Source organism: Aeromonas sp. R1-2, assembly GCF_040908505.1.
In the GTDB taxonomy this organism is placed as follows: Bacteria; Pseudomonadota; Gammaproteobacteria; order Enterobacterales; family Aeromonadaceae; genus Aeromonas; species Aeromonas veronii.
The window spans coordinates 49,557-63,436 of the sequence record NZ_JBFODU010000018.1 but is presented as its reverse complement, the minus strand read 5'-3'; the positions used below and the strand labels follow the sequence as shown (position 1 = coordinate 63,436).

Here is a 13,880-nt window from a genome sequence, read left to right as displayed (position 1 = left end):
ACGAGGGCGCCCCCATGATTGACAGATCTATCCCCCTGACCGACCTGCACCGCCATCTGGACGGCAACATCCGCCCGCAAACCATCCTCGAGCTGGGTCGCCAACACAATATCCAGCTGCCCGCCTTCGAGCTGGAAGCCCTGCGTCCCCACGTGCAGATCGTCGAGAACGAGCCGAGTCTGGTTGCCTTTTTGAAGAAGCTGGATTGGGGCGTGGCCGTGCTGGCTGACTATGACGCCTGCCGCCGGGTCGCCTACGAGAACGTGGAAGATCTGCTGCGCGCCGGTATCGACTATGCCGAGCTGCGCTTCAGCCCGGCCTATATGGCCATGACCCACAAGCTGCACCCGCAGGGCGTGGTGGAAGCCATCATCGACGGCGTGGCCGCGGGCAGCCGCGATTTCGGTATCAAGACCAACCTGATCGGCATCATGAGCCGCACCTTCGGCACCGAGCAGTGCAATCAGGAGCTGGCCGCCTGTCTGGCTCACCGCGACAAGCTGGTCGCCATCGATCTGGCCGGTGACGAGCTGGGTTTCCCAGGCGAACTCTTTGTCGACCACTTCCGCAAGGTGCGCGATGCAGGCATGCGCGTCACCGTACACGCCGGTGAAGCCGCTGGCCCCGAGAGCATGTGGCAGGCCATTCGCGAGCTGGGCGCCGAGCGTATCGGCCACGGCGTCAAAGCGATTCAGGACCCGGCCCTGATGGCCTATCTGGCCGAGCACCGCATCGGCATCGAGTCCTGCCTCACCTCCAACGTCCAGACCACCACGGTGGCGAGCCTGACCGAACACCCGATCCGCCAGTTCCTGGCTGCCGGCGTGCTGGCCTGCCTCAACACCGACGACCCGGCGGTGGAAGGCATCGATCTGCCCCACGAATATGAAGTGGCCGCCCCGGCCGCGGGCATGACCGCGAGCGAGATCCGCACCGCCCAGCAGAATGGCCTGACCCTGGCCTTCCTGAGCGATAGCGAGAAAGCCGAACTGAGCGCCCGCGTCGCCAGCCGCTGATTAACATCGGTATTGCAAATAAAAACGGCCCACTTCGGTGGGCCGTTTGCGGTTCAGCTTTCTGATGATGGGCAAACGGTAGATAGTAAAAGGCCCAAACCGGGTTTGGGCCTTTTGCTGACAAGCCGGATCAGGCTAACTACTCCCGCTCCTTGTCGCGCTCCAGCGCCCGCTCCACCAGCGGCTCGGGCAGACTCTTGGTCACCTCCACCCCCAGCTCGCGGAAACGCTCGACCTGGGCAATCAGGTTGCCACGGCCGTTGACCAGCCGTCCCATCGCCTTGTCGTAGCTCTCCTGCGCCTTGTGCAGGCTGCCGCCCATCTGCTGCATCTCCTCGACAAACAGCCGCAGCTTTTCGTAGAGGCGACCGGCCCGTTCGGCAATCTGGCGAGCATTCTGGTTCTGCCGCTCGTAGCGCCACAGGTTCTCGATGGTGCGCAGCGCCACCATCAGGTTGGTGGGGCTCACCAGCAGGATGTTGTTGTCGAGACCGTAACGTACCAGCGAAGGATCGGCCTCCATCGCGGTGAGGAAGGCGGGCTCCACCGCCACGAACATCAGCACATAGTCGAGGGTACGCACCCCGGGCAGCTGCTGGTAATCCTTGCGACCCAGCTCGCGGATATGGTTGCGCACCGAGGCGACGTGCTCCTTGAGCGCCACCGCCTTCTCCAGCTCGTCATCGGCGTTGTACCAGCGTTCGTAGGCGGTCAGCGACACCTTGGCGTCGATGATGATGTCCTTCTCCTGCGGCAGGTGGACAATCACGTCGGGCTGGTAGCGCTTGCCCTTCTCTACCTCGATATTGACCTGGGTGTGGTACTCGTGGCCCTCGCGCAAGCCGCATTCGCTGAGGATGCGCGCCAGCACCACCTCGCCCCAGTTGCCCTGCTGCTTGCTGTCACCCTTGAGGGCGCGGGTCAGTGCCGCCGCCTCTTCGGTCATGCGGGCGTTGAGCTCGGCGAGACGCTCCAGCTCGAACTTGAGGCTGTGGCGCTGGGCCGTCTCCTGCGCGTGAGTCTCGCCTACCTGACGGCGAAAACCCTCGAGCTGCTCCTTGAGTGGCGTGAGCAGCAGATCGAGGCTGTTCTGGTTCAATTCGCGGAAGTTGCCGGAGTTTTGCTCGAAGATCCGGTTGGCGAGATTCTCGAACTGCTGGCTGAGGCGCTGCTCCGCCTCCTGTTGCAGCTGCAGCTTCTCGGCGGCGGCAAGCCGCTCGCTGCGCAGGGTCGCTTCCGCATCCTTGAGGCGGGCGGTGAGCTTGATCAGCAGGGTCTGCTGCTGATCCAGCTTCTGCTGACCCTGTATCCGCTCATCCTGCAACTCGTCGAAGCGATCCTGTAGCGCCTGATGGCGCTCCTGCACCAGCATCAGCTCCTGAGCCTGCGCCGTGGCGGCCCGTCGCCCGATCAGCCAGCCAAGCCCGAGGGCCAGCACAGCGGTGGGCAACAAGATCCCCCAGAGCCCGGGGTCGATCATTTGCGGCTCCGCTGACGCAGGAAGAGTTCGAGATAGCGGTTAACCAGGATCCAGAGCACCACGTAGATAAGGTAGGCGGCCAGCACCACCCACTTGTGGGTGTTGACGCCGGTATCAAGCTCGGCGAACTCGATATCCTTGATGCGGCAGTAGGCCCACATCAGCAGGGGAAAGACATAGAGCAGGGACGCACGCCAGAGAAATAGCCACATATGTTTTCATTCAACCACGTAATAAGACCCGCCTAGCTTACACAAGGGCAACTGTGCTTGCGATCCTGACAGCCGCTATTCTCTGGCCTGCTTCCCGAAACTTCGATAAAATTAACCCCTAATAGGTATCAGGGGCGAGCATGACTCACTATTTCCTCCGTTGGCTGACACAAGGTTGGCAAGCTTCCCGCAAGCCCGCCGTGGTTTGCCATGAAGCGCGCCCGCCGTGGGCCATCGAGGAGTCCCAGTACCTCTCCCTCTGCACCCGCTGTGGCGAGTGTTTCAAGGCCTGCCCGCGTGGTCTGCTCAAACCGGCCACCCAGGAGGAGTACGAGGGGAGCCCCATCGCCGGTACCCCGGTGCTCGATCTCGCCTGCGGCCAGTGCAGCTACTGCGGCAGCTGCGCCAGAGCCTGTCCCACCGGCGCCCTCGACCTGCAACTGGGTCGGCAGGTGCAGACCCGGGTGCAGATTGAAGAGAGCTGTCAGGCACGGCAGGGCTTCTACTGCCTGCTCTGTGAAGATGCCTGCCCACAACAGGCGATCAAGGCCACGGCCGACGGCATCAACGTCAATATGGATGCCTGCAATGGCTGCGGTGCCTGCGGCCTCGCCTGCCTGCACGGCGCCATCACCCTGATCCGCCAGCCAGGCAGTCGCTAAAAACCACCTGCGTACAAAAGCAAAAGGGGCCATCAGGCCCCTTTCACATCTTGTTCAATATTCCGCGCCCCGTCAGGCCATGGTCACAATAGTCTCTTGCTCGATACCCAGCAGGTGGCAGAGACGGTTAGGATCGCGCACCGCATCAGCCAGAGTGTACTCACCCAGCACTTCGAGGAAGGCGTTCATGGCGCGGCGCAGAATGCCCTGAATGCGGCAGCCGCCGGAGAGACGGCAGTTCTCGCGCTTGCAATCGACCGGACAGAGCACATGCTCCATGTCCATCACCACATCCCGCAAATTGATGGAGACCGCAGAGCGACCGAGGCGAATACCACCGTGCTTGCCACGTACCGTCTCGATGTACCCCTTGATGCCAAGCTGGTGCACAATTTTGACCACGTGGTTGCGAGAGATGCCGAAGGTATCGGCCACTTCGGTAATGGTCGACAGACGATCCCCCGGCTGAACCGCCAGGAAGGTCAGGGTACGCAGGGCGTAGTCGGTAAATCGTGTCAGTTGCATGGTCGCACTTGCCTCTTACTACAAGCCAGAAATCAGGACGACAACATTGAGCTAAGAGGCAGGAGACAACCGGTTTGCCTCTGTTTGCCCATTGGTTTGCCAGAGGGGGGCCTGTCTCTTAATCTGAGTTGCGGAGTGACAGGTTAAGAGCAGCACAACCGGGTGTCGATGAAGATGCACATAAATCGACACTTTCTTTGATTGATCGCAAACTTGCCGGGTTAGCCCGGCGTTTGCCCGCTTTATGGCGGGTAAATCTACCGAATAGTCCCCCTCGCCAAGCCCCTTCGACCAGCAGCCATATGGCCCGCAAACCGCCCCTCAATCGACCGTCAAAGAGGTGGTTCAGTGGGGTTGTTTCAACCAGTTTTTCAGGGCGACCGAGGGAATGGAGCTCTCGGAGGCGACGGCAAACGCCCCCCAGTCCACCGCACACTGCAACGCATCCTTGATGGCCATGCCCCGCGCCAGACCGTGGATCAATCCGCCGGCGAAAGCATCTCCCGCCCCCGTTGTATCGACCACCGAGACCGGCCGGGCAGCGACCCGGATCTGCTCATCGCCGTGGATGGCCACGGCGCCCGCCTTCCCTTCGGTCAGCACCAGCCATTCGAGCTGCTCCCCCGCCAGCTGACGGGCATGTTGCCAGGGGTCGCTCACCTCACCGAGATCGGAGCGGGAGGCCACCAGCACATGACAGGGGCGGCGCGCTTGGCCGCCCTTGGGATACTGAGCTACCACGAAGCTCTTGCCGAGCATCTGGCGCATGTAGCTGATGATGGCGGTGCCGGGATAGTTCACATAGAGGCAATCCACCCCATCCAGCGGCAGATCGCCGGGCAGGTCGGGACGCCGCGGGCGGCGCAGTATGGTGCGCTCGCCGGTGGAGTCCACCAGAATGAGCAGCTCGCCGGTCTCGCCGCCAAAGCGCTCCACATGGCTGCAATCCAGCCCGTAACCGGCCGCCTGCTCCAGCAGCCAGTCGCCGGTCTCGTCCAGCCCGATACGGGAGGCGATGGTCACCTCGTGACCCGCCCACACCAGCCCGATGCCGGTGTTGGCCGCGCCACCGCCCAGCCTGCGCCCCTGATCCACATATTGCAGCCGGGCCCCCGCCACCAGCGGTTCGGAGAGGGAGAGCACATGATCACAGTTGAGATTGGCAAGCAGCAGAATGCGGGACATAGAGACCTCAGACGATGGAGATAGCCCAAAAGAGACAGGCTGAACCCCGAGTAGAGCCCAGCCTGACAGAAGAGACAACCGGCAGCGATCGGGAATCCGATCGGGATCAATAGATGGGCAGCTCCACCCCGGCCAGCAGCTCGTCGATGCGCGCCTGGGTCGGCTGCTGCATCACGCTCTGGATCACCTCCTTGGTGAGGTGGGGCGAGAAGGAGCTGATGAAGTCATACATATAGTTCTGCAGCAGGATGCTCTTGCTGAAACAGATCTGCGCCGGACAGGGCTTGAACAGGTGCTCCAGATTGATGGAGACCAGCCCGGGGCTGTCGGTGTCGTTGGCCACCAGCGAGGAGATGATGCCGATGCCAAAGCCCAGCTCCACGTAGCGCTTGATCACCCCGGCGTCCATCACCGTCATGTAGTAGCTCGGGGTGAGACCGGCGGCATGGAATACCTCGTCCTGCACCTGACGGCCAGTGGCGCCACTCTCGTAACTGAGGATGGGGTAGTGACAGAGCTGCTCCAGGGTCGGCTTCTTCACCTTGGCCAGCGGGTGATCCTGCGGCACCACCAGCGAGAGAGTCCAGAGGTAGGCGGGCAGCGCAATCAGCTCCTTGTCGAAGCCAATCTCGTGGGCAACGATGGAAAAATCGGAGTAGCCCTTGCTGATCTGTTCCTTGCTCGCCGACATCACCGGATGAAGGTGGAACGAGATCTTGGGGTACTTCTTGGTGAAGTAGGTAACCGATTTGGGCAGCAGATAGCGGGCTATGGTGTGGGTGGTGTGAATATTGAGGGTGCCCACGGTCGGGTCCAGATACTCGCGGGAGATCGCCTTAATCTTGCTCTCGATATTGAGCATCGCCTCGGCACACTTGATGATCTCTTCCCCCACCGGCGTAATGCGGTGCAGGTGCTTGCCACGGCGCTCGAAAATCCGCACTCCCAGCTCGCTCTCCAGCAGGCCAATCTGTTTGCTGACCCCCGGCTGACTGGTGAAGAGCGCATCGGAAGCCACGGACACATTGAGGTTGTGGTCCCGGATCGCGATCAAATACTTCAATTGCTGTAGTTTCAAGGCGTCACACTCTCACACTGGTTTGGCTCAGACGGGTTTGGCTCAGGCCGGGACGGCAATCAAGCCAGACAAACAGGCCGCCACATGGGCGGCCAGTGTACCATCCGATCCCGACATCTCAGCGCTTGATCCTTCATTTTGCTACAAAATCTAGCATCCGAAGGGGTGGCTGACAAACCGGGTTCAGGCCGCGCCAGCCCGCAGCGGCAGGATCCCCAGAAACTGCAGCAGCCACTGCATCATGGTCGCCGAATCCACCTCCCCCTCCAGCGAGGAAAGGCTGCTCTGGTAGCGCTCGTCGGGCAACAGGCCACGGCGCCGCTCGATCAGCGCCCGGTTGTACTCCACCGAGAACTCCGGATGTCCCTGAATGGCGACGATGTGATCACCCTGCAAAAACATGAAGTTGGGACAAAAATCGTTGCCCGCCAGTCGGGTCGCCCCCGGCGGCAGCAGGGCCACCTGATCCTGATGACTGGCCAGAATGCGGATCTGATCCCGCGCTGGCGCCATCCAGGGCTCATCTGCCAGCATGGGATGCACAGACACTCCCAGCCCCCATCCCTTGGTGGACTTCACCACCTCGCCACCGAGCGCTTGGGCGATCACCTGATGACCGAAGCAGACACCGGCCAGCTTGACGTCGGCATCGTGCGCCTGACGGATCCACGCCCGCAGTGCCTGAATCCAGGGGATATCGCTGTAAGCATCGTGGCGCGAACCTGTGATAAGCCAGGCATCGCACTCATGCAGATCCTCCGGCAGCTCCCCATCGAGAGCCGACCAGACCCGAAATTCCAGTTCGGGGGCTAGGGCCGCAAAGCCCCTGATAAACATCTCGGAGTAAACGGGGCCAAAACGATCCGCCAGATCGGGATCGAGCCGGTCACAATCGAGAATTCCCAATCGCATCTGTTGTTCCTTTACAGAGTTCGCCCCCGCCAATCATTGACCGGCGGGGGCAAGAGGTTAGGCCATGAGCACGCGCCAGCGCGTCACTTCATGGTCGGCATGGAGAACTCGGCACCACTGCGCAGGCTCTGAGGCCAGCGCGCCGTCACCGTCTTCATCCGGGTATAAAAGCGAACCCCGTCCGGCCCGTGCATGTTGAGCGGCCCGAAGATGGAGCGCTTCCAGCCGCCAAAGCTGTGAAACGCCATCGGCACCGGAATGGGAACGTTCACCCCTACCATACCGACCTGCACCCGCGCCGTGAAGTCCCGCGCGGTGTCGCCGTCGCAGGTAAAGATGGCGGTGCCGTTGCCGTACTCGTGCTCGTTGATGAGCCGCAGCGCCGTCTCGTAGTCCGGTACCCGCACGATGGAGAGCACAGGGCCGAAGATCTCCTCGCGATAGATACGCATCTCGGGGGTCACCTCGTCAAACAGGCTGCCCCCGATAAAGTAACCCTCGTCGTGGCTCAGGGTGCGACCATCGACCCGCAGCGCGGCCCCTTCGGCCACCCCCTGATCCACGTAGCCACGCACCTTGGCCAGATGCTCCTTGCTGATGAGCGGCCCCATCTCGTTCTCCGGGCTCTGGCCCAGCCCCGGGCCCACCCGCAGTTTTTCCACCAGCGGCGTCAGCTTGGCCACCAGGGCATCGGCGGTCTCGTCACCCACCACCACGGCCACCGAAATGGCCATGCAGCGCTCGCCCGCGGCCCCATAAGCAGCCCCCATCAGGGCGGAGACCGCCTGATCGAGGTCCGCATCCGGCATCACCACCATGTGGTTCTTGGCGCCGCCCAGCGCCTGTACCCGTTTGCCGTGGGCCGAGGCGGTGGCATAGATGTACTGGGCGATTGGGGTGGAACCGACAAACGACACGGCACCGACCCGCGGATCAGTCAGCAGCACGTCCACCACCTCCTTGTCACCGTTCACCACGTTGAGCACGCCGTCAGGCAGACCGGCCTCCTTGAGCAGTTCTGCCATCCGCAGCGAGAGAGAGGGATCCTTCTCGGAGGGCTTGAGAATGAAGGTATTGCCGCAGGCGATGGCGACCGGGAACATCCAGAGCGGCACCATGGCCGGGAAGTTGAACGGGGTGATACCGGCGCAGACCCCCACCGGCTGCATCATGGAGTAGCTGTCTACCCCGCGACCGACGTTGAGGGAATGCTCCCCCTTGAGCAGATGGGGAATGCCGCAGGCAAACTCCACCACCTCCAGCCCGCGGGTCAACTCACCCTGCGCATCGGAGAAGACCTTGCCATGCTCGCGGCTGATGAGCTGGGCCAACTCGTCCCTGTGCTGCTCCATCAACTCCTTGAAGCGGAAAAAGACCCGGGCCCGCACCAGCGGGGGGGTTTGTGACCAGTCGGCAAAGGCGCGCTCGGCTATGGCGATCGCCTCCTGACACTCGGCGGCGCTGGACAGCCCGACGCTCCCCTGCTGCTTGCCGCAGGCGGGATTGAAGATGGCCCCCTGGCGCTCGCTGCGACTCTCCTGCGGCTGGCCGTTGATGAAGTTGCTGACCCTGTATGTCATGTATCCTCCGTGATAACTGATGCGGTAAATGCGCTGAGCAAATCAACGCAAGGCCCCGCCAGTGCGGGGCCATCAAATGGGTTAAGGTTGTGCCTGCAGGGCATCCTGCAGCAGGGTGAAGAGATCGTCGATCTGGCTGCGCTCGATGATGAGGGGCGGCGACAGGGCGATGATATCGCCGGTCACCCGGATCAATGCCCCCTTCTCGAAGCAGCGCACGAACACCTCGTAGGCGCGTTTGCCCGGTGCATCCGGCATCGATTCCAGCTCGATACCCGCCACCAGCCCGTAGTTGCGTACATCCTTCACATGCTTGCAGCCCTTCAGCGAATGGGCCGCCTCCTCCCAGTAGCCAGCCAGATCGGCTGCGCGGCTGAGCAGGTTCTCGTTGCGATAGATCTCGAGGGTCGCGAGCCCCGCAGCCGCAGCCACCGGATGGCCGGAGTAGGTGTAGCCGTGGAACAGCTCGATAGCCCCCTTTCCTGCCGCCATCATGTCGTCATAAATGTGCTTCTGCACCAGCACCGCGCCCATGGGGATAGCGCCGTTGGTCAGCCCCTTGGCGCAAGTGATCATGTCGGGGATGACATCGAACTCCTGTGCGGCGAAGGGGGAGCCGAGGCGACCGAAACCGGTGATCACCTCGTCAAAAATCAGCAGGATGCCGTGCTTGGTGCAAATCTCCCGCAGCCGCTTGAGGTAGCCTTTGGGGGGCATCAGCACGCCGGTACTGCCAGCGATGGGCTCGACGATCACCGCCGCGATATTGCTGGCATCGTGCAGGAAGACGATCTTCTCCAGCTCGTTGGCCAGCGCCACATCCTCCTCGGGCAGCCCTTTGGTGAAGGCGTTCTTGGCGATGTTGAGGGTATGGGGCAGATGATCCACCCCGGTCAGCAGGGAGCCGAACCACTTGCGGTTGCCGGGAATGCCCCCTACCGAGATACCGCCAAAGCCGACCCCGTGATAGCCACGCTCGCGACCAATCAGCCGGGTGCGGGTGCCCTGACCGCGAGCCCGCTGCCAGGCCAGCGCGATTTTCAGCGCGGTATCGACCGACTCGGAACCGGAGTTGGTGTAGAAGACGTGGCCAAACCCCTTGGGAGCGATCTCCACCAGCTTGTTGGCCAGCTCGAACGGCAGGGGGTGGCCCATCTGGAATGTGGGGGCAAAATCGAGGTGGGAAATCTGCTGGGAGACCGCCTCGGCAATCTCGCGCCGACCATGGCCCGCGTTGCAACACCAGAGTCCGGCTGTGCCATCCAGTATCTTGCGGCCATCCTCTGAGTGATAATACATCCCCTCTGCCGACTTCAGGATACGCGGCGCTGCCTTGAACTGCTGGTTGGCGGTGAACGGCATCCAGAAGGCGGACATGTCGGAGGGCGTATTGATGTCGCTGATCGGTTTCATGGTCACCTCATCCTTAAGGTGTTTAGCAACTGTCGGCCAATGCCTATTAAATTAAACACCTGAATCCATAAAAAAGGGCCCGTTATCGCCCTGTCTGGTGCCACCCCTAGCTAGACGCATCAGCAGGGTGGTATAAGATATTTAACACAATTTTAATAATAGTAAACAGCCAAGGAGTGTCTATAGATGGATATCGGTCACCGCCTCAAGGCGGTTCGCACCAAGGCGGCCCTCTCCCAGCGCGAGCTGGCCAAGCGCTCCGGTGTGACCAACGGATTTATCTCCCAGATCGAGAAAAATCAGGTGAGCCCCTCTGTCGCCTCCCTGCGCAAGGTGCTGGAAGGGATCCCCATGTCGCTAGCCAGCTTCTTCACCGAAGAGACTGAAATGGGCACCGAAGTGATCTTCCGCGCCGCCGATATGCCGGATCTCGGCACGCATCCCATCAGCTACCGGCTGGTCGGGCACAGCCGCGCCAACCGCGCCATCGGCATGTTGCAGGAGGTGCTGCCACCTGGCGCCGACACCGGCGACGACATGCTGAGCCACGAGGGTGAAGAGTGCGGCATCGTCATCAAGGGCGAGGTTGAAGTGACCGTGGGCGAGCAGATCTACCTGCTGGGCGCCGGGGATGGCTACTACTTCGACAGCCGCACCCCCCACCGTTTTCGCAATAGTGGCGAACAGGAGTGCGTGCTGATCTCGGCCAACACCCCCGCCAGTTTCTGACATTCAGACGCGCATCGGCAGGGGGCAATGTTTAATGAATTGTTACAAGATGGATTTACAAGCGGCAGGATGTTTAGCATATTGATACGCGGAAACTGACTTTTGCCGGTTCAAGGAGTGAACATGAGTGACCTGACCCTGGCCCAGTGGCAACACAAGGCCGCCCATCTGACCCTGCCCTCGCAAGCCTTTATCAACGGCAGCTATCGGGATGCCGTCAATGGCGCCACCTTCGATTGCATCAACCCGGCCAACGGCAAGCTGCTGACCAAGGTGGCAGCCTGCGATTCCGCCGATGCCGAACTGGCGGTACAGGCTGCGCGTGACGCCTTCAACGACAAGCGTTGGAGCGGCCTGCCGCCGAAACAGCGCAAGCAGATCATGCAGCGCTTCGCCGAGCTGATGCGCCTCAACAAGGTGGAGCTGGCGCTGCTGGAGTCGCTGGATATGGGCAAACCCATCGGCGATGCCATGGGCTATGACGCCCCCGCCGCCGCCAACTGTATCGCCTGGAACGCCGAAGCGATCGACAAGATTTACGATCAGGTCGCCCCGGTGGAGGAGTCAGCACTGGCACTGGTGACCCGCGAAGCGCTCGGGGTGGTTGCCGCCATAGTGCCCTGGAACTTCCCGCTGGTGATGGCCTGCTGGAAGCTGGGCCCGGCGCTCGCTACCGGCAACTCGGTCATTCTCAAGCCTTCCGAAAAATCGCCCCTGACCGCCCTGCGTATCGCCGGTCTGGCCAAGGAGGCGGGTATTCCGGACGGCGTGTTCAACGTGCTGCCTGGCTTTGGCCACACCGTGGGCGAGGCGCTGGCCATGCATATGGATGTGGACTGCATCACCTTCACCGGCTCCACCAAGATCGGTAAACATCTGGTGGAGTGCTCCGGCAAGTCCAACCTCAAGCGCGCCTTTATGGAGTGCGGCGGCAAGAGCCCCAACATCATACTGGCCGACGCACCGGATCTAGACGCTGCGGCCAAGAGCGCCGCTGGCGCTATCTTCTACAACCAGGGCGAGGTGTGCACCGCAGCCTCCCGCCTGCTGGTACAAAACAGCATCAAACCGCAATTTATGGAGCGACTGCTGGCCCATGCCCGCGAGTGGATCTCGGCCAACCCGCTCGACCCTGCGACCCGCATCGGCGCCATGGTGGATCACATCCAGATGGAGCAGGTGCTGCGCTATATCGAGATTGGCAAGCAGGAGGGGGCCAAGCTGCTGCTGGGTGGCAACCGCACCAATATGGAGAGTGGCGGCTTCTATATCGAACCCACTATTTTCGACGACGTGACCCCGCAGATGCGCATATTCCGCGAGGAGATCTTCGGCCCTGTGCTGGCGGTGACCGGCTTCGATACGCTGGAAGAAGCCATTGCGCTCGGCAACGACACCGACTATGGGCTGGCGGCGGCGATCTGGACGGCTGATCTCAACAAGGCGGTGAAAGGCTCGCGCGCCCTGCGCGCCGGTACCGTGTTCGTCAACAACTGGGACGGTGGTGACATGACCATGCCGTTTGGCGGCTTCAAACAGTCCGGCAACGGTCGCGACAAGTCACTTCATGCGCTGGAGAAGTACACCGAGCTGAAAAGCACCTGGATTCAGCTGGAATAACACGACAAAGCAGCACTATCGGATCAAAAAGGGGGAGAAATCCCCCTTTTGCATTTTTGGCCTTCCATCATCGGGCTCAATCCTTATAATGATAAAAAAGCCAACATGTTAAATATAAAGACAAAAATGCTATTTTTTCTGGGAAGCGTACTTTTTCTGGTGATCGGTTTGCCCCTGCTGTTCTTCGTGCTGGGGCACGGCGAGGCCTACGTGACCTGGGGCCCCTGGATCTCCGCCATCGCCCTGATGTTGTGGCTGTTGATGGACGTCGACAAGATCCGCCGCGGTAAAGGCTGACCGGCCAGCCACACTCCTCCTATCCCTCAAACTTCGTTTATTCGCTTCTTTCCCCGCAAAAGGATCGCTACACTGATTTTTTGCGATGTTTTCCCGCATCCAACGCTTCAGTAAAGGTCATCCGCATGCCGCAACAGATCCAGCGTCAGGGCGTCATCTACGCCCTGTGCGCCTATACCCTTTGGGGCATAGCCCCCATCTATTTCAAGACCATCTCTGCCGTTCCGGCCGCCGAGATCCTGACCCACCGGATGATCTGGTCCTGCGTGCTGCTGATAGTACTCACCCTGGCAGGGCGCCAGTGGCACAAGGTGCAGGCGGTGCTGCGCCAGCCAAAAGTGTTGCTCACCCTGGCGTTTACCTCGGTCACCGTCGGCGGCAACTGGTTGCTGTTCATCTGGGCCATCAACAACGGTCATATGCTGGATGCCAGCCTCGGCTACTACATCAACCCGCTGTTCAACGTGCTGCTGGGGATGGTGTTTCTGAGCGAGAAGCTGCGCCGCCTGCAGTGGTGGGCAGTGGCGCTGGCCTTTGCAGGGGTGGCGATCCAGCTTATCGCCTTTGGCTCCTTGCCCTGGATTGCGCTGGTGCTGGCATCGAGTTTTGCCATCTATGGACTGGTGCGCAAAAAACTGGCCCTCGATGCCCTCACCGGTCTGCTGATCGAAACCATGATCATGCTGCCGCCAGCGGCCATCTATCTGTGGGGCTTTGCCGACAGCCCCACCAGCCATCTCACCCAGAACGACTGGCACCTCAACCTGCTGCTGATCGCCGCAGGCGCCGTCACCACGGCCCCCCTGCTCTGCTTCACTGCCGCCGCGACCAGGCTCAAGCTCTCCACCCTGGGCTTCTTCCAGTACATAGGCCCCAGCCTGATGTTTATCCTCGCAGTCACCCTCTATGGGGAAGCGCTGGCGATGGACAAACTGCTCACCTTTGCCTGCATCTGGAGCGCGCTGGTGCTGTTCAGTCTGGATGGGCTGCGCAGCGGCAAAGCCGCGCCAAGCCGGACCTGACACCGCCTCACCACCATCGACCCCGGCTCATCCGCCGGGGTTCTTTTTCGTGCCACCAGCGGTTTTCAGACTGCTACTCCCCCTTCTCCAGAGCCGACTGACCATCAACAGACCATACCCGAGTCGCACCATCCCGCCAGAGAGCTATG

The 13,880-nt window shown here is 61.4% G+C and carries 14 protein-coding genes; 6 read left to right on the top strand and 8 right to left on the bottom strand.

The window, feature by feature from the left end; genetic code table 11:
• Positions 1-14 precede the first annotated feature (14 nt).
• Complete coding sequence (gene add / locus AB5Y76_RS06985; RefSeq protein ID WP_263717847.1) at positions 15-1,016, top strand: adenosine deaminase; 1,002 nt, start codon at positions 15-17, stop codon at positions 1,014-1,016.
• Positions 1,017-1,155: 139 nt separating this feature from the next.
• Here add and rmuC read toward each other — a convergent pair whose 3' ends face one another.
• Entirely contained in the window at positions 1,156-2,496 is a 1,341-nt protein-coding gene (gene rmuC, locus AB5Y76_RS06980) for a DNA recombination protein RmuC (RefSeq protein ID WP_263717848.1), read from the bottom strand.
• Positions 2,493-2,708 carry a hypothetical protein gene (locus AB5Y76_RS06975; protein ID WP_005339659.1) on the bottom strand — a complete coding sequence of 72 codons (216 nt, stop codon included), beginning with the start codon at positions 2,706-2,708 and terminating at the stop codon, positions 2,493-2,495. Before AB5Y76_RS06975 ends, rmuC begins: the two co-directional genes overlap by 4 nt.
• 140 nt (positions 2,709-2,848) lie before the next feature.
• Between AB5Y76_RS06975 and AB5Y76_RS06970 the strand changes: the two genes are divergently transcribed.
• A complete protein-coding gene (locus AB5Y76_RS06970; protein WP_005339657.1) occupies positions 2,849-3,370 on the top strand; it encodes a ferredoxin-type protein NapF in 522 nt (173 codons plus the stop codon).
• Positions 3,371-3,442: 72 nt separating this feature from the next.
• Here AB5Y76_RS06970 and AB5Y76_RS06965 read toward each other — a convergent pair whose 3' ends face one another.
• The 6 genes from AB5Y76_RS06965 to AB5Y76_RS06940 form a co-directional block, all read right to left on the bottom strand.
• Complete coding sequence (locus tag AB5Y76_RS06965; protein ID WP_005339654.1) at positions 3,443-3,895, bottom strand: Rrf2 family transcriptional regulator; 453 nt, start codon at positions 3,893-3,895, stop codon at positions 3,443-3,445.
• A 345-nt stretch (positions 3,896-4,240) separates the two neighbouring features.
• Complete coding sequence (locus AB5Y76_RS06960) at positions 4,241-5,080, bottom strand: PfkB family carbohydrate kinase (RefSeq protein ID WP_100647089.1); 840 nt, start codon at positions 5,078-5,080, stop codon at positions 4,241-4,243.
• A 106-nt stretch (positions 5,081-5,186) separates the two neighbouring features.
• Positions 5,187-6,158 carry a LysR substrate-binding domain-containing protein gene (locus AB5Y76_RS06955; protein WP_071913734.1) on the bottom strand — a complete coding sequence of 324 codons (972 nt, stop codon included), beginning with the start codon at positions 6,156-6,158 and terminating at the stop codon, positions 5,187-5,189.
• Between the two features lie 183 nt (positions 6,159-6,341).
• Entirely contained in the window at positions 6,342-7,070 is a 729-nt protein-coding gene (locus AB5Y76_RS06950; protein ID WP_005357481.1) for a glutamine amidotransferase, read from the bottom strand.
• Between the two features lie 83 nt (positions 7,071-7,153).
• Positions 7,154-8,650, bottom strand: coding sequence for a CoA-acylating methylmalonate-semialdehyde dehydrogenase (locus tag AB5Y76_RS06945; protein ID WP_263717849.1), 1,497 nt, complete (start codon positions 8,648-8,650; stop codon positions 7,154-7,156).
• 81 nt (positions 8,651-8,731) lie between these two features.
• The gene (locus AB5Y76_RS06940) at positions 8,732-10,063 is read right to left on the bottom strand and encodes an aspartate aminotransferase family protein (RefSeq protein WP_263717850.1); all 1,332 of its coding nucleotides are present in this window, start codon (positions 10,061-10,063) and stop codon (positions 8,732-8,734) included.
• A 186-nt stretch (positions 10,064-10,249) separates the two neighbouring features.
• Here AB5Y76_RS06940 and AB5Y76_RS06935 point away from each other — a divergent pair, with 186 nt between their 5' ends.
• From AB5Y76_RS06935 to rarD, 4 genes are all read left to right on the top strand, one after another.
• Complete coding sequence (locus tag AB5Y76_RS06935) at positions 10,250-10,792, top strand: cupin domain-containing protein (protein WP_005339643.1); 543 nt, start codon at positions 10,250-10,252, stop codon at positions 10,790-10,792.
• 123 nt (positions 10,793-10,915) lie between these two features.
• On the top strand, positions 10,916-12,412 hold the full coding sequence (locus tag AB5Y76_RS06930) for an aldehyde dehydrogenase (protein WP_159157990.1): 1,497 nt from the start codon (positions 10,916-10,918) through the stop codon (positions 12,410-12,412).
• A 126-nt stretch (positions 12,413-12,538) separates the two neighbouring features.
• Positions 12,539-12,709 (top strand): hypothetical protein, encoded by a 171-nt coding sequence (locus AB5Y76_RS06925; protein ID WP_005341999.1) that lies wholly within the window; start codon positions 12,539-12,541, stop codon positions 12,707-12,709.
• A gap of 125 nt (positions 12,710-12,834) precedes the next feature.
• Complete coding sequence (gene rarD / locus AB5Y76_RS06920; RefSeq protein WP_159157989.1) at positions 12,835-13,731, top strand: EamA family transporter RarD; 897 nt, start codon at positions 12,835-12,837, stop codon at positions 13,729-13,731.
• Positions 13,732-13,880 lie beyond the last annotated feature (149 nt).

Bases quoted from the DNA above. Each gene is read 5' to 3' on its own strand.
- AB5Y76_RS06935 (WP_005339643.1), top strand. From the start codon at position 10,250: ATGGATATCGGTCACCGCCTCAAGGCGGTTCGCACCAAGGCGGCCCTC.
- AB5Y76_RS06925 (WP_005341999.1), top strand. From the start codon at position 12,539: ATGCTATTTTTTCTGGGAAGCGTACTTTTTCTGGTGATCGGTTTGCCC.
- AB5Y76_RS06950 (WP_005357481.1), bottom strand. From the start codon at position 7,070: ATGCGATTGGGAATTCTCGATTGTGACCGGCTCGATCCCGATCTGGCG.
- AB5Y76_RS06940 (WP_263717850.1), bottom strand. From the start codon at position 10,063: ATGAAACCGATCAGCGACATCAATACGCCCTCCGACATGTCCGCCTTC.
- AB5Y76_RS06930 (WP_159157990.1), top strand. From the start codon at position 10,916: ATGAGTGACCTGACCCTGGCCCAGTGGCAACACAAGGCCGCCCATCTG.
- AB5Y76_RS06975 (WP_005339659.1), bottom strand. From the start codon at position 2,708: ATGTGGCTATTTCTCTGGCGTGCGTCCCTGCTCTATGTCTTTCCCCTG.
- add (WP_263717847.1), top strand. From the start codon at position 15: ATGATTGACAGATCTATCCCCCTGACCGACCTGCACCGCCATCTGGAC.
- rarD (WP_159157989.1), top strand. From the start codon at position 12,835: ATGCCGCAACAGATCCAGCGTCAGGGCGTCATCTACGCCCTGTGCGCC.
- AB5Y76_RS06970 (WP_005339657.1), top strand. From the start codon at position 2,849: ATGACTCACTATTTCCTCCGTTGGCTGACACAAGGTTGGCAAGCTTCC.
- AB5Y76_RS06965 (WP_005339654.1), bottom strand. From the start codon at position 3,895: ATGCAACTGACACGATTTACCGACTACGCCCTGCGTACCCTGACCTTC.
- rmuC (WP_263717848.1), bottom strand. From the start codon at position 2,496: ATGATCGACCCCGGGCTCTGGGGGATCTTGTTGCCCACCGCTGTGCTG.
- AB5Y76_RS06960 (WP_100647089.1), bottom strand. From the start codon at position 5,080: ATGTCCCGCATTCTGCTGCTTGCCAATCTCAACTGTGATCATGTGCTC.
- AB5Y76_RS06945 (WP_263717849.1), bottom strand. From the start codon at position 8,650: ATGACATACAGGGTCAGCAACTTCATCAACGGCCAGCCGCAGGAGAGT.